The 19,990-nt window shown below is 70.5% G+C and carries 24 protein-coding genes; 14 read left to right on the top strand and 10 right to left on the bottom strand.

Annotated elements, in window-relative coordinates; genetic code table 11:
• The first annotated feature begins 57 nt into the window (after positions 1-57).
• Positions 58-1,161, top strand: a complete 1,104-nt coding sequence (locus ACZ7OH_RS50675) for a branched-chain amino acid aminotransferase (RefSeq protein WP_470287515.1) — start codon at positions 58-60, stop codon at positions 1,159-1,161.
• Between the two features lie 52 nt (positions 1,162-1,213).
• Here ACZ7OH_RS50675 and cobT read toward each other — a convergent pair whose 3' ends face one another.
• Complete coding sequence (cobT, locus tag ACZ7OH_RS50670; RefSeq protein WP_470287514.1) at positions 1,214-2,290, bottom strand: nicotinate-nucleotide--dimethylbenzimidazole phosphoribosyltransferase; 1,077 nt, start codon at positions 2,288-2,290, stop codon at positions 1,214-1,216.
• Between the two features lie 118 nt (positions 2,291-2,408).
• Between cobT and ACZ7OH_RS50665 the strand changes: the two genes are divergently transcribed.
• A complete protein-coding gene (locus ACZ7OH_RS50665) occupies positions 2,409-3,086 on the top strand; it encodes an IspD/TarI family cytidylyltransferase (RefSeq protein ID WP_400888752.1) in 678 nt (225 codons plus the stop codon).
• Here the strand turns inward: ACZ7OH_RS50665 and ACZ7OH_RS50660 are convergent, their stop codons facing one another.
• Positions 3,087-3,539: a hypothetical protein gene (locus ACZ7OH_RS50660; RefSeq protein ID WP_400888755.1), complete on the bottom strand. Its 453-nt coding sequence runs from the start codon at positions 3,537-3,539 to the stop codon at positions 3,087-3,089.
• Positions 3,540-3,677: 138 nt separating this feature from the next.
• On the opposite strand from ACZ7OH_RS50660, the gene ACZ7OH_RS50655 reads away from it, so the two are divergent.
• Genes ACZ7OH_RS50655 through ACZ7OH_RS50645 form a run of 3 tightly spaced genes read left to right on the top strand, consistent with a single transcriptional unit; the run spans position 3,678 to position 5,471 of the window.
• Positions 3,678-4,427: a GntR family transcriptional regulator gene (locus ACZ7OH_RS50655; RefSeq protein ID WP_400888758.1), complete on the top strand. Its 750-nt coding sequence runs from the start codon at positions 3,678-3,680 to the stop codon at positions 4,425-4,427.
• On the top strand, positions 4,424-5,266 hold the full coding sequence (locus ACZ7OH_RS50650; protein WP_470287513.1) for a phosphoribosylaminoimidazolesuccinocarboxamide synthase: 843 nt from the start codon (positions 4,424-4,426) through the stop codon (positions 5,264-5,266). Before ACZ7OH_RS50655 ends, ACZ7OH_RS50650 begins: the two co-directional genes overlap by 4 nt.
• Positions 5,259-5,471, top strand: coding sequence for a hypothetical protein (locus tag ACZ7OH_RS50645; protein WP_400888764.1), 213 nt, complete (start codon positions 5,259-5,261; stop codon positions 5,469-5,471). Before ACZ7OH_RS50650 ends, ACZ7OH_RS50645 begins: the two co-directional genes overlap by 8 nt.
• On the opposite strand, the gene ACZ7OH_RS50640 is transcribed toward ACZ7OH_RS50645, so the two are convergent.
• The gene (locus tag ACZ7OH_RS50640) at positions 5,468-6,457 is read right to left on the bottom strand and encodes an aldo/keto reductase family protein (protein ID WP_400888767.1); all 990 of its coding nucleotides are present in this window, start codon (positions 6,455-6,457) and stop codon (positions 5,468-5,470) included. The genes ACZ7OH_RS50645 and ACZ7OH_RS50640 overlap by 4 nt on opposite strands.
• A 299-nt stretch (positions 6,458-6,756) precedes the next feature.
• On the bottom strand, positions 6,757-7,404 hold the full coding sequence (locus tag ACZ7OH_RS50635; protein WP_470287512.1) for a DUF3043 domain-containing protein: 648 nt from the start codon (positions 7,402-7,404) through the stop codon (positions 6,757-6,759).
• A 146-nt stretch (positions 7,405-7,550) separates the two neighbouring features.
• Here ACZ7OH_RS50635 and ACZ7OH_RS50630 point away from each other — a divergent pair, with 146 nt between their 5' ends.
• Entirely contained in the window at positions 7,551-7,928 is a 378-nt protein-coding gene (locus ACZ7OH_RS50630) for a HesB/IscA family protein (RefSeq protein ID WP_004562664.1), read from the top strand.
• 80 nt (positions 7,929-8,008) lie between these two features.
• Here the strand turns inward: ACZ7OH_RS50630 and ACZ7OH_RS50625 are convergent, their stop codons facing one another.
• Positions 8,009-8,179 (bottom strand): hypothetical protein, encoded by a 171-nt coding sequence (locus tag ACZ7OH_RS50625; RefSeq protein ID WP_470287511.1) that lies wholly within the window; start codon positions 8,177-8,179, stop codon positions 8,009-8,011.
• A gap of 148 nt (positions 8,180-8,327) precedes the next feature.
• Between ACZ7OH_RS50625 and ACZ7OH_RS50620 the strand changes: the two genes are divergently transcribed.
• Entirely contained in the window at positions 8,328-9,320 is a 993-nt protein-coding gene (locus tag ACZ7OH_RS50620) for a carbohydrate kinase family protein (protein ID WP_400888776.1), read from the top strand.
• 59 nt (positions 9,321-9,379) lie between these two features.
• On the opposite strand, the gene asnB is transcribed toward ACZ7OH_RS50620, so the two are convergent.
• Positions 9,380-11,314, bottom strand: a complete 1,935-nt coding sequence (asnB, locus tag ACZ7OH_RS50615; RefSeq protein ID WP_470287510.1) for an asparagine synthase (glutamine-hydrolyzing) — start codon at positions 11,312-11,314, stop codon at positions 9,380-9,382.
• 184 nt (positions 11,315-11,498) lie between these two features.
• Here asnB and ctaC point away from each other — a divergent pair, with 184 nt between their 5' ends.
• Entirely contained in the window at positions 11,499-12,443 is a 945-nt protein-coding gene (gene ctaC, locus ACZ7OH_RS50610) for an aa3-type cytochrome oxidase subunit II (RefSeq protein WP_470287509.1), read from the top strand.
• Between the two features lie 32 nt (positions 12,444-12,475).
• Complete coding sequence (locus tag ACZ7OH_RS50605; protein WP_372668948.1) at positions 12,476-12,895, top strand: cytochrome c oxidase subunit 4; 420 nt, start codon at positions 12,476-12,478, stop codon at positions 12,893-12,895.
• Here the strand turns inward: ACZ7OH_RS50605 and ACZ7OH_RS50600 are convergent.
• Positions 12,843-13,775 (bottom strand): DMT family transporter, encoded by a 933-nt coding sequence (locus ACZ7OH_RS50600; protein ID WP_470287508.1) that lies wholly within the window; start codon positions 13,773-13,775, stop codon positions 12,843-12,845. The genes ACZ7OH_RS50605 and ACZ7OH_RS50600 overlap by 53 nt on opposite strands.
• An 83-nt stretch (positions 13,776-13,858) precedes the next feature.
• Between ACZ7OH_RS50600 and ACZ7OH_RS50595 the strand changes: the two genes are divergently transcribed.
• On the top strand, positions 13,859-14,812 hold the full coding sequence (locus ACZ7OH_RS50595) for a GlxA family transcriptional regulator (protein WP_470287535.1): 954 nt from the start codon (positions 13,859-13,861) through the stop codon (positions 14,810-14,812).
• A gap of 12 nt (positions 14,813-14,824) precedes the next feature.
• On the opposite strand, the gene trpD is transcribed toward ACZ7OH_RS50595, so the two are convergent.
• The 3 genes from trpD to ACZ7OH_RS50580 form a co-directional block, all read right to left on the bottom strand.
• The gene (gene trpD / locus ACZ7OH_RS50590) at positions 14,825-15,859 is read right to left on the bottom strand and encodes an anthranilate phosphoribosyltransferase (RefSeq protein ID WP_470287507.1); all 1,035 of its coding nucleotides are present in this window, start codon (positions 15,857-15,859) and stop codon (positions 14,825-14,827) included.
• A gap of 5 nt (positions 15,860-15,864) precedes the next feature.
• A complete protein-coding gene (locus ACZ7OH_RS50585) occupies positions 15,865-16,269 on the bottom strand; it encodes a hypothetical protein (protein WP_400893303.1) in 405 nt (134 codons plus the stop codon).
• A 61-nt stretch (positions 16,270-16,330) separates the two neighbouring features.
• Positions 16,331-16,744 carry a hypothetical protein gene (locus ACZ7OH_RS50580; RefSeq protein WP_470287506.1) on the bottom strand — a complete coding sequence of 138 codons (414 nt, stop codon included), beginning with the start codon at positions 16,742-16,744 and terminating at the stop codon, positions 16,331-16,333.
• Positions 16,745-16,839: 95 nt separating this feature from the next.
• On the opposite strand from ACZ7OH_RS50580, the gene ctaE reads away from it, so the two are divergent.
• From ctaE to ACZ7OH_RS50560, 4 genes are all read left to right on the top strand, one after another.
• Positions 16,840-17,463 carry an aa3-type cytochrome oxidase subunit III gene (ctaE, locus tag ACZ7OH_RS50575; protein WP_470287505.1) on the top strand — a complete coding sequence of 208 codons (624 nt, stop codon included), beginning with the start codon at positions 16,840-16,842 and terminating at the stop codon, positions 17,461-17,463.
• Positions 17,464-17,523: 60 nt separating this feature from the next.
• On the top strand, positions 17,524-18,381 hold the full coding sequence (gene qcrC / locus ACZ7OH_RS50570) for a cytochrome bc1 complex diheme cytochrome c subunit (protein ID WP_470287504.1): 858 nt from the start codon (positions 17,524-17,526) through the stop codon (positions 18,379-18,381).
• Entirely contained in the window at positions 18,378-19,532 is a 1,155-nt protein-coding gene (qcrA, locus tag ACZ7OH_RS50565; RefSeq protein WP_470287503.1) for a cytochrome bc1 complex Rieske iron-sulfur subunit, read from the top strand. The genes qcrC and qcrA overlap by 4 nt, the downstream gene beginning before the upstream one ends.
• The coding region (locus ACZ7OH_RS50560; protein WP_470287502.1) for a cytochrome b N-terminal domain-containing protein at positions 19,529-19,990 on the top strand (462 nt) is incomplete at its 3' end. The genes qcrA and ACZ7OH_RS50560, both read left to right, overlap by 4 nt.

Genomic DNA, 19,990 nt, shown 5'->3' with positions numbered 1-19,990 from the left:
CCCGGAACAGTGGGACATCCGACTAACGCGCCTCCGACCAAGCGGTATCGTCTAGCCATGACGACCACGACGCAGTTCGCCCATGTCCCGCACCCGAGTCCTGCGAGCGCGGACCGTGTCGCGGAGGTACTCGAGAAGCCCGGTTTCGGGCTGTACTTCACCGACCACATGGTGACCGTCAAGTGGTCGAAGACCGAGGGCTGGCACGACGCCCAGGTCGGCCCCTACGCCCCGTTCACCCTCGACCCGGCGACGTCGGTGCTGCACTACGGCCAGGCCATCTTCGAGGGTCTCAAGGCCTACCGCCAGCCGGACGGCTCGATCGCGTCGTTCCGCCCGGACGCCAACGCGGCGCGGTTCCGGCAGTCGGCCGAGCGGCTCGCCATGCCGCAGCTGCCGGAGGAGGTCTTCGTCGAGTCGCTGCGGGAGCTCATCGCCGTCGACGGCCGGTGGGTGCCCACCCGCCAGGGTGACTCGCTCTACCTGCGGCCGTTCATGATCTCGACGTCCACCGGGCTCGGCGTCAACAGCCCGGCCGCCGACTACGTGTACACGGTCATCGCGTCCCCGGCGGGCTCGTACTTCTCCGGCGGCGTGAAGCCGGTGAGCGTCTGGCTGTCGACGGAGTACGTGCGCGCGGCCCCCGGCGGCACCGGCGCGGCGAAGTGCGCCGGCAACTACGCGGCGTCGTTCGTCGCGCAGGCGCAGGCCGTCGAAAAGGGCTGCGACCAGGTGGTCTGGCTCGACGCCGTCGAGCGGCGCTGGGTCGAGGAGATGGGCGGGATGAACCTGTTCTTCGTCTTCGGCTCCGGCGAGAACGCCCGGGTGGTCACCCCCGAGCTGACCGGCTCGCTGCTGCCCGGCGTGACGCGCAAGTCGTTGCTGCAGCTGGCTTCCCGGCTCGGGTACAAGGTCGAGGAGCGCCGGATCTCCACCGACGAGTGGGAGAAGGCGGCGGCCTCGGGTGAGCTGACCGAGACGTTCGCCTGCGGCACGGCGGCGGTGATCACGCCGGTCGGGCACGTCAAGCACACAGGTGGCGAGTTCACCATCGCCGACGGGCAGCCGGGTGCGCTGACGATGAAGCTGCGCGAGGAGCTCACCGGTATCCAGGAAGGCACCCACCCGGACGTCGACCACTGGATGGTCCCGCTCGGCTGAGCGGCTTCGCGAAGAGGCCCCCGCGTTCCCGCGGGGGCCTCTTTCCGTCGGGTCAGGTGGCGGTGGCCGGGATGACCGGGCCGGAGACGCCGGCCTGCTCGTGGGTCGCGGTCTCGGCCAGGACGCGGGCGGCCATCATCAGCAGCGGCAACGCCGTCACCGCGCCAGTGCCTTCGCCCAGGCGGACGTCCAGCTCCAGCAGCGGGCCCAGGTCCAGGTGCTCCAGCGCGAGCGAGTGGGCCGGTTCGGCCGTCCGCTGCCCGGCGACCCACCAGCGGCGCGCGCCCGGCGCGAGGTCTTCGGCGACGAGCGCCGCCGCGCACGCGACGAGCCCGTCGAGCACCACCGGCGTCCGGCGGGCCGCGGCCTGCGCCAGGAACCCGGCCATCGCCGCGATGTCCGCGCCCGCCGTCGTGCGCAGCAGGGCGATCGGGTCGGCGAGGACCGCGCGGGCCCGGCGCAGCGCGTCGCGCACCGCGGCGGCCTTGCGCATCCAGGCGTCGTCGTCGATGCCGGAGCCGCGGCCGACCACCGCGACCGGCTCACTGCCGGTCAGCGCGGCCACCAGCACCGACGCCGGCGTGCTGTTGCCGATCCCGAGGTCGCCGGGGATGAGCAGGTCGGCGCCGCCGTCGACCTCCGCGTCGGCGATCGCGATCCCGGCGCGGACGGCCTTCTGCACCTCGTCGGCGCTCAGGGCGTCCTCGACATCGATGGAGCCGGAGCCGCGGCGGACCTTGAACTCGCCGATCGAGCGGGTCGCGGGCGCTTCGGTGTCCACGGCCATGTCGACCACGCGGACGCTCGCGCCCGCGGCGGCGGCCAGCACGTTGATCGCGGCCCCGCCGGTCAGCATGGTGCCGAGCAGCTGCCCGGTGACCTCGGCGGGGTAGGCGGAAACGCCCTTCGCGGCGATCCCGTGGTCGCCGGCGAACACGATCACGCGCGGGCGGGTGAACGGCCGCGGCGGCGACTGGCCCTGGCAGGCCGCGATCCAGACGCCCAGCTCTTCGAGCCGGCCGAGCGACCCGGCCGGCTTGACCAGCTTGTCGTGCAGGGCGATCGCGTCGGACCGGGCGTGGTCGTCGGGCGGGGTGATCTCGGGGAACTCGATGCTGTCCGGCTCCACACCAGGCCCTTTCTCGTGCACGGCAACGCTGGGGCCAACCTACCGGCAGCGCGGCAGCCCCCGGCGGCGGCCGCCGTTCGGCCGGCGTCCGCCGGCCGCCCCGGTAGTCTCGCGGCTCGTGGAGACGACGGCGGCCGCGGTGGTGCTGGCCAGCGGCGCGGGCACCCGCGTCGGCGCGAAGCTGAACAAGGTCTACCTGCCCCTGGCCGGGCGGCGGGTGGTCGCCTGGTCGCTCGACGCCTTCCGGCGCGTCCCCGGCATCGGCGTGCTGGTGCTGGTGATCCGGCCGCAGGACCGCGAACTCGCCGACGAGGTGGCCGGCGACGGCGTCGAGATCGTGCACGGCGGGGACACGCGCCAGGCGTCCGAGCTCAACGCCCTGCGCCACCTCGCCCCGCGCATAAGAGGCGGCCGGGTCGACGCCGTGCTGCTGCACGACGCGGCCCGGCCGCTGGTCCACTCCGAGCTGATCGGCGCGGTGTTGGCCCGGACACGCGAGGACGGGGGGGCTGTGCCGGGCCTGGCCGCCGACGACGTCGTCGGAGTGGATGCCGGGCACCTGGTCGCCCAGGTGCCCGGCGCGATCCGAGTCCAGACGCCTCAGGGCTTCCGGGCCGGACCGCTGCTCGAGGCCTACGAACAGGCCGAGCGCGAGGGCTTCGTGGGTACGGACACTTCGTCCTGCATGGAGCGGTTCTCCTCCCTGCCGATCCGCTGGGTCCCGGGTGCTCCCGAGAACCTCAAGATCACCTACCCCCACGACCTGGTGGTCGCGGAGCGGCTGCTCGCCCGCTGACTAGGCGCACGCGGGCGGGCCGCCACCGTCGTTCCCTTCGGTCTCCGTGGTGCCCGTCGGCCGGATCGTCACGTCGTGGCGCAGCTCCGGCGGGATGTGGCACTCCGGCTGTGGCCGCAGTGCCTGCAGCGGCGCGCCCGGGGTGCCGGGCTCCGCGAGGGTGAGCACCGCCCGCAGCGTCCAGACCGGGGTGGCGTGGTATTGCCACGTGACCACCTTCGGGCTGAACACGTCGGTGCCCGGGAACAAGGGCACGCGGTAGGCGCTCGCCCGGTGCTCGTCCCGCAGGACGATGACGTCCGCGCAGGTCGGCCACCGGTGCACGGCCGCGTAGATCTCCGGGGCCTCGCGGCCGCCGAACAGGTGCAGCACCCACTTGCGGCGCCGGAGCTCCTCGAGGAGTTCCTCGAGGCCCTGGCCGCTGGAGCCGTTGTGCGCTGTGGGCGGGGACACACTTTCGAGGGTAACTTGCGTACTAGAGCGCAGTCCAGCACGTGTACTAGTACACCTGGGTGGTTCTGAACAGGTCTTTGTGGGAGACACCCCGGCGTGCTAGAACACTTGTGCGTGTTGTCCTTGTGAGGAGCCGCCTTGCCCACCCTCGACCGTCCTGAGCCGCCGTACCTGCAGATCGCGGGCCGCATCCGTGACGACATCCTGTCCGGCCGGCTGCAGGAGGGCGACGCGGTGCCGTCCGCCCGCGAGATCGCGCGCACGTGGGCCGTCGCCATGGCGACGGCCACCAAGGTGCTGGCCACGCTCCGCTCGCAGGGGCTCGTGCGCCCGGTGCGCGGCGTCGGCACGGTCGTCGACCGCGGCGGCCTGCACCGCACGGCCCGCGACCGCAGCGCCGCTTCGGTGCGCACGGGCCGGATCTACCCGCCCGGCCACTTCGCGGTGATCCGCTCGGCCGGCCTCGAGCCGGCGTCCGAGCGCGCCGCGGCCGCACTGGGCCTGGAGGAGGGTGCCCCGGCGATCCGGCGGCGCCGTACCACCTACGGGCCGGATTCGCGGCCGCTGTCGACGTCGACGTCGTGGTTCGACGGCGTGCTGTCGGCGAAGGCGCCGGCGCTGCTGGTGCCGGAGCGGATCGTCGAAGGCACGTCGGTGCACGCGGCCACGCGCCTGGGCACGAGCATCGCGACGACGCAGGAACGGCACGCGGCGGGCCGCGCGGGCGAGGAGGAGGCGGCCGAGCTGGAGCTGCCGGCCGGGTCGCCGGTGCTGCTCGGCCGGAGCACCTTCCTGGCGGCCGACGGGACGGTCGTCGAGTACGGTGAATCCGCCGCCTTGCCGGACCACTGGATTTTCTACGAGTACACGACTGAGGACGGCGAATGAAGCACATCCACGCGGGCAAGGTCCGTGACCTGTACGAACTCGACGGCGGGGACATCCTGCTCGTCGCGTCCGACCGGGTTTCGGTCTACGACGTCTCGCTGCCGACGCCGATCCCGGACAAGGGCGCGCTGCTCAACCAGCTGTCCGCGTGGTGGTTCGAGCGGATGGCCGGCGTCGTCCCGAACCACGTGGTGTCGACGACGGACGTGCCGGCGGAGTTCGCCGGCCGCGCGACGCGCTGCAAGCCGCTGAAGATGGTCCAGGTCGAGTGCATCGCGCGCGGCTACCTGGCCGGCCTGGGCCTGCGCGAGTACCAACGCGACGGCAAGATCTCCGGCGTCGCGCTGCCGCCGGGCCTGGTCGAGGGCGACAAGCTGCCGGAGCCGATCTTCACGCCGACGACGAAGATCTCCGACACCGGCCACGACGAGTTCATGACCTTCGACGAGGTCCTGAACGAGATCGGCGAAGACACCGCGAAGCGGCTTCGCGAGCTGACGCTGGAGATCTACACGAAGGGCGCCGAACACGCGGCCGCCCAAGGCGTCATCATCGCCGACACGAAGCTCGAGTTCGGCTTCGACGCCGAAGGCACGCTGACCCTCGGCGACGAGGTCCTGACGTCGGACTCGTCGCGGTTCTGGCCGGCCGACGAGTGGGAGCCGGGCCGTCCGCAGCACGCGTTCGACAAGCAGTTCGTCCGCGACTGGTCGCTGACGACCGGCTGGGACAAGACCCCGCCCGGGCCGGAGATCCCCGCGGAGATCGTCGAGCAGACGCGGCAGCGCTACACGGAGGTCTACGAGCGGATCACCGGGAAGACCTGGGTCCGTGGGTGATTACGACCCGTACAAGCTGATCGACGAAGTCGAGACGCTGCTGGTTTCGCACGGCCTCGCGCCGTCGCGGGTCCCCGGGCGAGGAGGCGACCGGCTGGCGGGGGCCAGCCGCCTCCTGCGCGGGTTCGGGCTGCAGCCCCGGCTGGCCCCGGAGGACGCGTTCGAGTTCGACGTGCCGTTCCAGGGCCGGATCAACCAGGACTAGGGGCTCTTGGTCAGGCTCGCGTCACGCTCGACGACGTCGCCGAGGACGTCGTCGATGGCCGTCATGAGGTCGGCGTCGAGCTTCTTGCCGGCGGCCTTGACGTTCTCGTGCACCTGCTCCGGGCGCGAGGCCCCGATGATCGCCGAGGCGACGTTCGGGTTCTGCAGCACCCACGCGACGGCGAGCTGCGCGAGGGAGAGGTCCGCCTGCTCGGCGAGCGGTTCCAGCTCGGCGACGCGCTTGAGGACGGTCTCGTCGAGGAAGCGCGCGACCATGTTGGCGCCGCCCTTCTCGTCGGTGGCCCGCGAGCCGGCGGGGTAGTCCTGGCCGGGCTTGTACTTGCCGGTCAGCACGCCCTGCGCGATCGGCGACCAGACGATCTGGCTGAGGCCTTCCCGCTCCGAGGTGGGGATGACCTGGTCCTCGATGACGCGCCAGAGCATGTTGTACTGCGGCTGGTTGGAGACGAAGGGGATCTTCAGCTCCCGGGCGAGGGCGGCCCCGCGCGAGATCTGCTCGGCGGTCCATTCGGAGACGCCGACGTAGAGCACCTTGCCCTGGCGGACGAGGTCGGCGAAGGCGAGCATGGTCTCTTCGAGCGGAACGGTCCGGTCGAACCGGTGCGCCTGGTAGAGGTCGACGTAGTCGGTGCCGAGCCGCTGCAGGGACGCGTTCGCCGACTCCATGATGTGCTTGCGGGACAGGCCCTTGTCGTTGGGGCCCTTGGGACCGGTGGGCCAGAAGACCTTGGTGAAGATCTCCAGGCTTTCCCGCCGCTGGCCCTTGAGGCCACGGCCGAGGACCGATTCGGCGGCGGTGTTGGCGTAGACATCGGCGGTGTCGAAGGTGGTGATGCCGGCCTCGAGGGCGGCCTTGATGCAGGCGTGCGCCTGGTCCTCCTCGACCTGGGAACCGTGGGTGAGCCAGTTCCCGTACGAGATCTCACTGACGTTGAGGCCACTGCGGCCGAGACGACGAAACTCCATGGGGCTCAGCCTAGGCGGTAATCGTTTGCTTTGCTAACGACCCTGGAGTGACTCCAGCTTCATCCGGCGGTCGCCGACGCCGAGCCGTACCGCGTGCGGAACTCAAGGGGCGGATACGCCGCCGGTGGCGCGTACCGGGCGAGCCCGGCGGTGTGCAGCGGTCGGGTTGCCGGAGGCCGGCCCGCTCAGCGAGAAGGGCGCGGCGTCCGGCTACCCGACATCGGTCCGGGTTGCCGAAGCGAGCCCGGACAGAAAGAAGCCGGGTGGAGGCTTGCTCCACCCGGCTTCTCGAAACCAGCTCAGTTGGGGATCGGATCCCCGGCCTTCAGCCGCGGCTTGGGCACCCGCAACCGCCGGATCTGGGACGCCCGCACGAACGCGTACCACCCGATCGACCGGCCGCTCACCGCTTCCTTCGGGAACTTCTCCCGCGCCAGCTTCGCGATCTTGCGGCCGTTCACGAAGCCCTCGATCGCCATCACCAGCAGCATCGCCGTGCACAGCAGCGTGATGTACGACTGGACCTTGGGCAGCGGCACCAGCAGCGCCAGGAACACCAGGATCGCCAGCGGCATGAACAGGCCCAGCAGGTTGCGCCGGCTGTCGACCAGGTCGCGGACGTACCTCTTGACCGGCCCGCGGTCGCGCGGCAGGAGGGCGCTGTCGTCGCCGCGCATCATCGCGTCGCGGCGGGCCTTTGCCGCCGCGCGGCGGTCTTCCTTCGTCTGCGGGTTCGACTTGCGCAGTTCCTTGTTGCGCTTCATCGCCTCGCGCATGGTGGTCGGCGGGGGCGCCACCGGGCCGCGCCGCTTCGCCTCCGCGTCACGCCGCTTCGGCGTAGCCTTGCCCTTACCGGGCGTGAACGACTTGCCGCCGATGTCGACGGCTTCGGTCGTCTCCGCCTCTTCGGCGGCGGTGTCTGTGGTGCTTCGGCGCAGGAACCTCACCTCACCAGGGTATTGCAGGCGTCACGCCGCCGTTCACCAGGTCGATCCATGTGCGACGATGGTGGGGGAACAGATCGGACGCACCGCGTGTTGAAGACGTCAGCACGAGGAGTATCCGCAGCGAGTTCGAACTTAGAGGGAGTGCCATGACGACCGCTGAGCACGCCGGCGCGACGCAGGCCGAGACCGCCGAGGAGACCCACGGCGTCACGTTGACCGACGCCGCGGCTTCCAAGGCGAAGGCCCTGCTCGAGCAGGAGGGCCGCGACGACATGCACCTGCGCATCGCCGTCCAGCCCGGTGGCTGCGCGGGCCTGCGCTACCAGCTGTTCTTCGACGAGCGCACGCTCGACGGCGACCTGTTCCGCGACTTCGACGGCCTCAAGGTCGCCGTGGACCGGATGAGCGCGCCGTACGTGTCGGAAGCCGTCATCGACTTCGTGGACACGATCGAGAAGCAGGGCTTCACGATCGACAACCCGAACGCCACCGGCTCCTGCGCCTGCGGCGACTCGTTCCACTGAGTCGTCCGCGAGAAGATCCACAGCACGCGAGAAGGCCCCGTCTCCCGGAAGGGAGGCGGGGCCTTCTTCGTCTCTGCGGACTACACGTACGCGTCGAGCTCGGCCACCTGGGCGTGGCACGCCTCGTCGACCTCCCACGGCTCGGCCGTGACGCGGGGCAGCGGCAGGCTCTCGGCCTGCAGCGTCGCCGGGATGAGCGCGCAGTCGGCGATCAGCTCGGACAGGGTCTCGGGTTCGGTGACGGCGTTCACGATTCGTAACGCTATTGATCCGCTCTCGACTGGAGAAGGAGTACCAGCCGGTAGTGTCGGCTGGGCACGCGCGAACTACCCGGTTGGGTCATGACCCGGGGGTAACTTCGCGCCTTTTGTCGTGAGGTCGAGCACAAAGGAGCAGCCGGTGGCAGACAGGGCCAGGATCGCGGTGTCCGGCAGTATCGCAACCGACCACCTCATGCATTTCCCGGGCAGGTTCGCGGAGCAGCTGGTCGCCGAGCAGCTGCACCGGGTCTCGCTGAGCTTCCTCGCCGACGACCTCGTGGTCCGGCGCGGCGGCATCGGCGCGAACATCGCCTTCGGCCTCGGGGTGCTCGGCGTGCAGCCGGTGCTCGTGGGCGCCGTCGGCGCCGACTTCGCGGACTACCGCTCCTGGCTGGAGCGCCACGGCGTCGACACGTCCGGCGTGCACGTGTCGGAGGTCGCGCACACCGCGCGGTTCGTCTGCACGACCGACGAGGACCTCTGCCAGATCGCGACGTTCTACGCCGGCGCGATGGCCGAGTCCCGCAACATCGAGCTGCAGCCGATCGCCGAGCGCGCCGGCGACCTCAGCCTGGTGCTGATCAGCCCGGACGACCCCGAGGGCATGGTCCGCCACGCCGAGGAGTGCCGCCAGCGCGGGTACGCGTTCGCCGTCGACCCGTCGCAGCAGCTGGCCCGGATGACCGGCGAGCAGGCGCGCGCGTTCGTCGCCGGCGCGAAGTACCTGTTCAGCAACGACTACGAGTGGGAGCTGCTGCTCCAGAAGACCGGCTGGACCGAGGCCGACGTCCTCGACCAGGTCGGCCTGCGGATCACGACGCTGGGGGAGAAGGGCGTCGAGATCGTCGGCAAGGACGGCGTGGCCCTGCAGATCGGCGCGGTCCCCGAGCGCGCGAAGGCCGACCCGACGGGCGTCGGCGACGGCTTCCGCGCGGGCTTCCTGGCCGGTCTCGACGGCGGCCTGAACGTCGAGCGCGCGGCCCAGCTCGGCTCGCTGATCGCGGTGCTGGTCCTGGAGACGGTCGGCACGCAGGAGTGGACGTTCGACCGCGCCGAAGCCCTGGCCCGCATCGGCGAGGCTTTCGGCCCGGAGGCGGCCGAGGAGATCTCGGCGGTCCTGCCCGCCGCCTGAGCCCGGACACGACGAAGGCCCCGCACCAAAACCGGTGCGGGGCCTTCGTCACACGAGCGTCAGAGCTTCACCGGGTACACCGGCTCGGGGACCTCGGGCTTGATCCGGTGCTCGACGAAGATGCCGTGCCACAGCATGAACACGATCAGCGCCCACAGCTGGCGGCTGCGGTCCAGCTGGCCCGCCTTGTGCTCCTCCAGCAGCGCCAGGATCGCCTTCTTGTCCAGCAGCTCGTCGGTCCGGGAATCGTTGATGATCCCCTTGGCCCAGTCGTACATCTCGTTGCGCAGCCACAGCCGGATCGGCACCGGGAAGCCGAGCTTGCGGCGGTTGAGCACGTGCGCGGGGATGATCTTCGCCAGCGCCTGGCGCAGCGCGTACTTCGTGGTGCCGTGGGCCAGCTTCTGGTCCAGCGGGATCGACGCGGCGACCTTGAACACCTCGGCGTCCAGGAACGGCACCCGCAGCTCGAGCGAGTTAGCCATGGTGACCTTGTCGGCCTTGACCAGGATGTCGCCGCGCAGCCACGTGTAGAGGTCGACGTGCTGCATGCGGGCGACCGGGTCCCAGCCGCGCGAGACGTCGTACCAGGGCGCCGTGACGTCCTTGAAGCCCACGCCTTCCTGGTAGCTCTTCAGGACGTTGCGCAGCTGGTCGTCGCGGAAGTTGCGGGCGTTGCCGTAGTAGCGGTCCTCCAGCGGCAGCGCGCCGCGGCGCAGCAGGTCCTTGCCGCGGGTGCCCTCGGGGATCTTGGTCGAGACCTTGCCGATGAGCTTGCGCATGCCGCCGGGGATCTTCTCGAACGGCGCCAGCGAAATCGGCTCGTTGTAGATCGTGTAGCCGCCGAACAGCTCGTCCGCGCCCTCACCCGAGAGCACCGCCTTGACGTGCTTGCGGGCCTCGCGGGCGATGAACCACAGCGGGACCAGCGCGGGGTCGGCCACCGGGTCGTCGAGGTACCAGACGATGAGCGGCAGGACCTCCATCATCTCGTCCGCGGTGACCGTGCGGACCACGTGCTTCACGCCGATCGCGGCGGCCGACTCGGCGGCGACGTCGACCTCGGAGTAGCCCTCGCGCTCGAACCCGGTGGTGAAGGCGATCAGGTTCGGGTTGTGTTCCTTGGCCAGCGTGGCGGTGGCCGTCGAGTCGATGCCGCCCGACAGGAACGCGCCGACGGTGACGTCGGGGTCGGAGATCATGTGCTTGCCGACCGAGTCGCGCATCACATCGGCGATCCGCTCGTACAGCGCCTCCGCCTCGGCCGGCCCGTTGACCGGCTTGGTCGCGAACTGCGGGTGGAAGTAGCGGGTGAACTCCACCTCACCACCGGGGGCCACCTCGAACGAGGTGCCGGACTCGACGCGGCGGATCGCGGTGTGCAGCGACTCGGGCTCGGGCACGTACTGCAGGACCAGGTAGTGCTGGAGGGCCTTGCGGTCCAGCTCCTGGGCGACGCCGAGGGTGTCCGACAGCTCGAGCAGGCTCTTCTTCTCGCTGGAGAACGCCACGCCACCGGGGCCGGCCGAGTAGAACAGCGGCTTGATCCCGAACGGGTCGCGGGCGCCGAAGACCTTCTTCTCCTGGGAGTCCCAGATCATGAAGGCGAACATGCCGCGCAGGCGCTTGACCCAGTCGGCGCCCAGGTAGTGGAAGCCGGCGACGATGGCCTCGCCGTCGCCCTCGGTCTCGAACTTCGCCCCGTGCCGCTCGGCCAGCTCGGCGCGCAGCTCCAGGTAGTTGTAGATCTCGCCGTTGAAGTTCATCGTGTACCGGCCGGGCGCCTCCGGCGGGCCCCAGACCAGCGGCTGGTGGGCGTGCTCGACGTCGATGAAGGCGAGCCGGTTGAAGCCGTAGACGACCTCGGCGTCGGCCCAGGTGTCCTGCTCGTCGGGGCCGCGGTGGCGCTGGCAGCGCATGGCCGCGCCGACGGCTTCACGCGCGTTCGCCGCGCCGGTCTCGGTCGCGCAGATCAGTCCAAGCAGGCCGCACACGGGTACTCACACACCTTCGGAGTTCTCACCGGGCTGGGGAAGGCCCCAGTATGCCGGGGCCGCCGTGGCGCGTAACACGCGCGTCGATGGTTACCCCTTGGTCAGCGGGACCGGCCAACTCGGCTAGAGTCCGGCTGTCACAAAGATCTGTCGTAGGAGGCTCTGGGTGAAAGGGCGAGGCGCAGTGGGACAACCCAAGCGCACCCTGGGGAAGCGGACCGTGCGCGTCGCCGCGCTGGCCGTGCTGGTCGCGCTGACCGCGACGGGCTGCTCCGGCGACGAGATCCTGCGGTTCGGCTGGCCGGTGGGCGTCACGCACCAGGCCGACCAGATGCGCACGCTGTGGACCTGGACCGTGGTGGCCGCGCTGATCGTCGGCGCCATCGTGTGGGCCCTGATCTTCTGGACCGCGGCGTTCCACCGCAAGAAGAAGACCGTCGACGGCGAGCCGGAGGAGCTGCCCCGGCAGTTCCAGTACAACATCCCGCTCGAGCTGTTCACGGTCGTCGTCCCGACGATCATGGTCTGCGTCCTGTTCTTCTTCACCGCGACGACGGAGTCGAAGGTCCTGGACAAGGTCCCGAACCCGGACGTCAAGGTCCAGGTCGTGGCCTTCCAGTGGAACTGGGAGTTCAAGTACGAGGACGCCAACGCGGCGAAGCCCGACGGCAGCGGCCAGGTCAGCACGGTCGGCTCGTCCGGCGAAATCCCGCTGTTGGTGCTCCCGGTCGGCAAGGTCATCCAGTACGACCTCATCTCCACCGACGTGATCCACTCCTTCTGGGTGCCGGAGTTCCACTTCAAGCGGGACGTCATGCCGAACCCGGACAAGAACAACCAGGACAGCTCCTTCCAGAACACGATCGACCGCGAAGGCTCCTTCGTCGGCCGGTGCGCGGAGCTGTGCGGCACCTACCACTCGGTGATGAACTTCGAGGTCCGCGCGCTGTCGCCGGACAAGTACGACCAGTACATCCAGCTGCGCAAGCAGGTGAACCCGGCCACCGGCCAGACGTTCACCGCGTCCGAAGCGCTGGCGAAGATGAACTGCGGCGTGCTGTGCACCCCGCACGCGGTGACCACCCAGCCGTTCAACACCGACCGCACGGCGCGGACCGCGTCCAACTGACGGCGTCGTCACACAGGGAGTAGGAAAGACCCATGAAGGTCGAAGCCCGCATCTTCTTCATCGTGGCGATCTTCGCCGTGTTCATGGCGGCCGTGTACTGGGTGTGGACCGCGCTGGCCGCCACCCACGGGGCCGAGCCGGTCGGCATCGTGGCCCTGTTCCTCACCGGTGGCCTCGCGTTCCTCGCGGGCAGCTACATGCAGTTCGTCGCCCGCCGCATCGAACCGCGCCCGGAGGACCGCGAGGACGCCGAGATCAGCGACGGTGCCGGCGAGCTGGGCTTCTTCAGCCCGGGCAGCTACTGGCCGGTCGGCATGGCCGCCACGGCGGCCCTCGCCGCGCTGGGCCTGGCGTTCTTCCACATCTGGCTGCTCGTCATCGCGCTGGTCGCGCTGCTCATCACGATCGGCGGGCTGGTGTTCGAGTACCACACGGGTCCGTCGCACGACTGACCTGCGGTTCTTTCTTCGACTGGCCGCGGCGCTGAGGACTCAGCGCCGCGGCCAGTACTGCGAGCATCCCCAGTGCCTCCGGCCAGGTCGGGCGGTGGCCGTAGAAGGCGATGTCCACCAGCACCGCGACCACCGGGTAGAGGTAGGACAGCAGCGCCACCGTCGTGGTCGGCAGCTTGCCGATGCTCGCGTACATCAGCACGTACATCAGGGCCGTGTGGACGGTGCCCAGCAGCACGAGCCAGAGCAGTCCCCGCGTGGTCGTCGGTAGCGGCGTGATCAGCAGCACGGGGGCCAGCACGAGCGCGCCCACCGTCGTCTGGACGGCCGCGAGCAGATGCGGGCGGATGTGCTTCAGCTGCTTCGCGACGAAGGACGCGCCGGCGTAGAGCACGGCCGCGCCGAGCGCCAGCCCGATGCCCGCGAGCTGCACGGGCTTGCCGTCCTCGCCGTGCGCGGAGAGCGAGATCAGGGCGACCCCGCCGAACGCGATCGCGGCCCGGACCAGGTGGCTCTTCGCCACCTTCTCGCCGAGGAACGCCGCCGCCAGGCCGACCAGGATGAGCGGCTGCGTGTGGTAGACGACGGTGCTGACCGAGATCGACGACAGCGCGTAGGACGCGAACAGCAGCACCCAGTTGCCGACCAGGAACAGCCCGCCGAGGACGGCCAGCCCGAGGTCGCGCCTCGAGGGCCGCCAGGACGGCAGCCAGCCGCGGGCGAAGCACCAGATCACCAGCAGTGTCCCGCCGACGAGGCAGCGGGCGAAGGCGACAGCGGGAGCGGCCGCGCCGCTTTCGAGGACGACGGCGCCGATCGTGCCGGACATCGCCATCGCCGCGGACCACTGGAGCAGCGGGCGGGTTTCGGAGTTCGTCATGGCGTCCAGGTTCGTCCGCTTGCTTGGGCGCAACCAGTGTCAGAGATGACAACGGCCGCAAAACTTGTGACATGCTGGCCGCCATGGACGTCAACCGGGTCGCGGTGGTGCTGGCCGACCACGTTTCGCCGTTCGAGCTGGGGGTCGCGTGCGAGGTCTTCGGCACGGACCGGACCGCCGACGGCATCGAGGGCTGGGAGTTCGGGGTCTGCTCGCCGGCGGGCGCGCCGGTGGCCAGCTGGTCGGGCTTCGGGCTCTCGGGGCTCCAGGACCTGGACTTCGCGGCGTCGGCCGACCTGCTGATCGTGCCGACGTGCGCACCCCGGACGGCACCACCGCCGGCCGAAGTGCTGGACGTCCTGCGGGACGCGGCAGCGCGGGGCGCGTGGGTGGCGGGGTTCTGCGCGGGGGTGTTCACGCTGGGCTACGCGGGCCTGCTGGACGGCCGCCGCTGCACGGTCCACTGGGTGTACGAAGCGGAGTTCCGCGCCCGCTTCCCGGCGGCGTCGGTGGACACCCAGGCGCTGTACGCCGACGACGGCGGGATCTCGACGAGTGCGGGCACGGTGGCGGCGGTGGACCTGTGCCTGCACCTGGTGCGCCGGCTGCGCGGCGTCACGGCGGCGACGACGCTGGCGCGCCGGATGGTGGCGGCGCCGTTCCGGGCCGGGGGACAGGCTCAGTTCGTCCAGGCGCCGGTCCCGTCGGCCCCGGACGACTCCGTGGTGGCCGAAGCCCTGGAGTGGGTGGAGCGGCGGCTGGACCAGCCGTTCACGGTGGCTGAGCTGGCTCGGCGAAGCGGGCTGGGGGAGCGGACGTTCCTGCGCCGCTTCTCGGCCGCGACGGGGACGACCCCGCACCGGTGGCTGACCGAGCGGCGGCTGGACCGGGCCCAGGCGCTGCTGGAGGAGGGCCGGCTGTCGGTGGAGGACATCGCGGTGGCGTGCGGGTACGCGTCGGCGGCCGCGCTGCGGCACCAGTTCACCCGGTTGCGGGGAACGAGCCCGACCTCCTACCGGACGGCTTTCCGCGGCTGAAGCGCCCTGACCTCAGGCGAAGGCGATCCAGCGGTCCAGCAGTGCCGCCGCGGCCCCGGAATCGATGGCCTCGGCCGCCTTGGCCAGCCCGCCGCGCAGATCGTCCTCCAGCGAGCCCGAGAACCCGGTGAACGCCGCCAACGCGGCGGCCGCGTTGATCAGGACCGCGTCCCGCACCGGACCCGGCTTGCCGCCGACCAGCTCACGGACCACCTGGGCGTTCGAAGCCGCGTCGCCGCCGCGCAGGTCCTCCGCCGTGGCCCGGGGCACGCCCACGGACATCGGATCGAAGGTCGTCTTCGTCACGGTTCCGCCCGAGACCACCCACACCGACGAGGTCGTCGTCGTGGTGATCTCGTCCAGGCCGTCGTCGCCGCGGACCACCAGCGCCGTCGTGCCGCGGCGGGCGAACACCTCCGCCAGCACGTGCGTCTTGTCCTCGTACGCGCAGCCGATCAGCGCGCTGCCCGGCTGGGCCGGGTTCGTCAGCGGGCCCAGCAGGTTGAACGTCGTCGGGATGCCCAGCTCGCCGCGGACCGGGCCCGCGTGCCGCAGCGCCGGGTGGAACGCCGACGCCAGGAAGAACCCCACGCCGACCTCGGTGAGACTGCGCTGGACGTCTTCCGGCGGCAGCGAGATCGTGACGCCGAGCGCCTCCAGCACGTCCGCCGCGCCCGACTTCGACGACGCGCTGCGGTTGCCGTGCTTGGCCACCGGGGCGCCGGCCGCCGCCGTGACGATCGTCGCCATCGTCGAGATGTTGACCGAGTTCGAGCCGTCGCCGCCGGTGCCGACGATGTCGACGGCCGGGCGGTCCAGCTCGACGCGCTTGGCGTGCGCCAGCATCGTGGCCGCCATCCCGGCGATCTCCGACGGCGTCTCGCCCTTCGCGCGCAGCGCCACCGCGAACCCGGCGATCCGGGCCGGGCTCGCCGCCCCGCTCATGATCTGGTCCATCGCCCACGCCGTGTCCTCTTCGGACAGGTCGACGCGCGCGACGAGCTGCTTGAGCAGCGGCGGCCAGGTGCGGGGGACCGGGGTGGTCACCGGGCTCAGCCGTTCACGACGGGGACCCGTCGCAGCACGTCGGCGACGGTCTCCGCGGCGGTCAGCGGGTCCAGCGGGTGCACCAGCACGGCGTCCGCCTGCGACCACGTCGCCAGCCAGCGGTCGTCCTTGCGCCGCACCGCGATCACGATCGGGGGGCACTCGGCGATTTCGCTCTTCAGCTGGCGGCAGAGGCCGATGCCGCCGGTCGGCTGCGCCTCGCCGTCGAGGATCGCCAGGTCGACGTTCCCCGCGTCCACCTCGGACAGCACGTCCGCGATGCCGGCGGCCTCGACGTAGTCCACGCGCGCCAGGTCGGCGGCGGGCCGCCGGCCGACCGCGTTCACGATCGCCTCGCGCACCTCCGCCTTGTGGCTGAACACCAGGACCCGCATCGACCGCTCGCCCATGTTGGACACGCCTCCATCTCGTCACCGCAGAACTCCCCGATCGTATCGGCCGAGACGGACATCACGCGGGCGCCTCCGGCTGGAGCGCGTCCCAGCCCAGCGCGTCACCGCCCAGCCGCTGCGCCAGACCCGCCATCCGCGACCGTTCCTGGGCGCAGTGCAGGGCGTCGAGGACCTGGACGCGCACCGCGAGCACCCGCGCGAGGTCGCCGTCCGCGGACTGTTCTCGCAGCTCATAGCCGTCCTGGGCGAGGATCGACGCCGCTTCGGCGAGCCGGTCCGGCGGCAGGAGCAGGTGGTGCCGCAGGACGGCCGGTGCCGTGCTGACCCAGGCGGGTGAACCGGCGAGGACGGCCGAGTCCGCGACGACCGGGTCGAAGGCTTCGGCGACGATCTCCAAGCCGGGCGCATCGGGGGTCAGACCAGCGGTTTCCCGCTTTTTGACCAGGTCAAGCAGCCGGTCGAGCAAACCCATGAGTAGCTCTCACCTTCCCGGGCATCCGGTGTGATCGGTTACGCAGACGGCTCGCCGTGGACCCACCCGGCGGAGCGGTGGTGCGAGAGGACATAATGCGACGCGTGACAACGGCAGCTCCCACCATCAGTCAGCGGGTCCACTCGCTGAACCGGCCGAACATGGTCAGTGTCGGCACCATCGTGTGGCTTTCCAGCGAGCTGATGTTCTTCGCCGGACTGTTCGCGATGTTCTTCACCGTCAAGGCGCAGAACTCGTCCGGCCAGTGGCCGCCGCCGCTGCACGGCGAGGAGTTCCACCTCAACGTGGCGTACGCGATCCCGTTCACGGTGATCCTCGTGCTGTCCTCGCTGACCTGCCAGTTCGGCGTGTTCGCGGCCGAGCGCGGCGATGTCTACGGCCTGCGCCGCTGGTACATCATCACGTTGATCATGGGCGCGATCTTCGTCGCCGGCCAGGCCAACGAGTACCACAACCTGGTCGACGAGGGGATGACGATCCCGTCCGGCCCGTTCGGCACGGTGTTCTTCCTCGCCACCGGCTTCCACGGCCTGCACGTCATCGGCGGGCTCATCGCCTTCGTGTACCTGCTCATCCGCACGAAACTGAGCAAGTTCACGCCCGCCCAGGCCACGTCGGCGATCGTCGTGTCCTACTACTGGCACTTCGTCGACATCGTGTGGGTCGGCCTCTTCGGTGTGATCTACCTCCTTCCGTAGGTCGCACAGCCGCCACCACCTTCACCATCGGCCTGAACTGACAGCAAGGGTTGCCGCAAGATGACCACCAGCACCAAGTCCTCAGCGCCGAAGCGTGCTTCTCAGCTGAGGCGCAATTCGGCAGAGCGCCGCTACCGCGCGCGGTCGAAGCTGCGGAGGCGGTTCGCCGGCCTGCTCGCGCTCGGCATCGCGCTGGTGGGCGCCGGCGCCCTGTACGCCGTGTTCGCCCCGGAGCCGCAGACCGCGCAGGCCCAGGGCACGCCGGCGCAGCTGCGTCTCGGCGAGCAGGTCTACAACAACACCTGCATCGCCTGCCACGGCGCGAACCTCGAGGGCGTGAAGGACCGCGGGCCGAGCCTGATCGGCATCGGTGACGCCGCGGTGTACTTCCAGACTTCTTCGGGCCGGATGCCCGCCGCGCGCCAGGAGGCGCAGATCGAGCGGAAGCCGCCGAAGCTGACCGAGGCCGAGATCGACGCGGTCGGCGCCTACATCCAGGCGCACGGCGGCGGCGTCCAGCGTCCGGCCGAGAAGGGCGCGGCCCTGCGCGGCTCCGACCCGGCCCGCGGTGGCGAGCTGTTCCGCCTCAACTGCGCGTCGTGCCACAACTTCACCGGCCGCGGTGGTGCCCTGTCGGCGGGCAAGTACGCGCCGAACCTGGACCCGGCCAGCGAAGAGCAGATCTACACGGCCATGCTCACCGGCCCGCAGAACATGCCGAAGTTCTCCGACCGGCAGCTGTCGCCGGAGGAGAAGAAGGACATCGTCGCCTACGTGAAGTCGGTGTCGGACGGCAACAACAACCCGGGTGGTAACGGCCTCGGCGGGGTCGGCCCCGCTTCGGAGGGCGTCATCGCCTTCATCGTCGGGATCGCCGCGCTGATCGGCGTGACGTTGTGGATTGGATCGAAGGCATGAGTGCCGAGGGGCCGAAGCCGCCGTCGGAGGCGGAGCTGGCTGAGATGGACCGCGACCAGCTGGTCAAGCTGGGTGGCGAGCTCGACGGGGTCGAGATCGTCGAGTACCCGACCCCGTGGCCCGTGGAGGGCACCCGCGCGGAGAAGCGGGCCGAGCGCCTGGTCGCGTTCTGGTTCGGGCTGTCCGCCCTGGCCGGGATCGGGTTCGTCGTCTCGCTCATCTGGTGGCCGTGGCAGTACCAGGCGCCGGACAACGAGACCGCCCACTTCTGGTACAGCCTCTACACCCCGATGCTCGGCATCACGCTCGGCCTGGCCATCCTCGGCCTGGGCATCGGCGTGATCCTGTACACGAAGAAGTTCGTGCCCGCCGAGGTCGCGGTGCAGCAGCGCAGCGACAACCAGGGCGAGGGGTCGGCCGAGGTCGACCGCGCGACGCTCCTCGCGCACCTGGCCGACGCCGGGAGCCGCAGCACCATCGCCCGCCGGTCGCTGATCAAGCGCTCGGCGATCGCCGGGGCCGGCGCGCTCGGCCTCGCGGCCGCGGCGCTGCCGCTGGCGTCCTTCATCAAGAACCCGTGGAAGAACAGCGAGTCGCGCGACTCGCTGTGGCACACGGGCTGGCAGCCGAACTTCCCGGGCGAGAAGGTCTACCTGCGCCGCAACACCGGCAAGCCGCTGGAAGCGGGCGAAGAGGTCAGCCTGGTCAAGGCCGAGGACCTCGACGCCGGCGCGATGGAGACGGTCTTCCCGTACCGCGACTCCGAGAAGGGCAAGCCGGAGCTGCTGGCCGCCGCGCTGACCCGGGTGGACAACCCGGTCATGCTGATCCGCCTGCGCCCGACCGACTCCGCCAAGGTGGTCAAGCGGGCCGGCCAGGAGGACTTCAACTTCGGCGACCTGTACGCGTACACGAAGATCTGCAGCCACGTCGGCTGCCCGACCTCCCTGTACGAGCAGCGGACCAACCGCATCCTGTGCCCGTGCCACCAGTCGCAGTTCGACGCCCTCCACTACGCCAAGCCGATCTTCGGCCCGGCGACCCGTCCGCTGGCCCAGCTACCGATCACGGTGGACGAAGAGGGATACTTGATCGCGCGAGGCGACTTCATCGAGGCCATCGGTCCGGCCTTTTGGGAGCGTAAGTCATGAGTTCACTCACCACGCCGACCAAGGGGTCGAGCCCGGTCGAGAAGGCGTTGGGCGACGCCGCGGACAACGCCGACCAGCGGTACCACCTGGCCAAGGGCCTGCGGCACCAGATGAACAAGGTGTTCCCGACCCACTGGTCGTTCCTGCTGGGCGAGATCGCGCTCTACAGCTTCATCATCCTGCTGCTGACCGGCGTCTACCTGACGTTGTTCTTCGACCCCTCGATGCAGGAGGTCGTCTACCACGGCAGCTTCAAGAACATGCAGGGCCTGGAGATGTCGCAGGCCTTCCGCACCACCCTGGACCTCTCCTTCGACGTCCGTGGTGGGTTGTTCATGCGGCAGCTGCACCACTGGGCGGCGCTGATCTTCGTGGCGTCGATGGCCGTGCACATGCTGCGGATCTTCTTCACCGGCGCGTTCCGGCGCCCGCGTGAGGCGAACTGGGTGATCGGCGGG

Source organism: Amycolatopsis sp. NPDC114478 (assembly GCF_055633805.1).
This window is presented reverse-complemented; position numbering and strand designations above follow the sequence as displayed.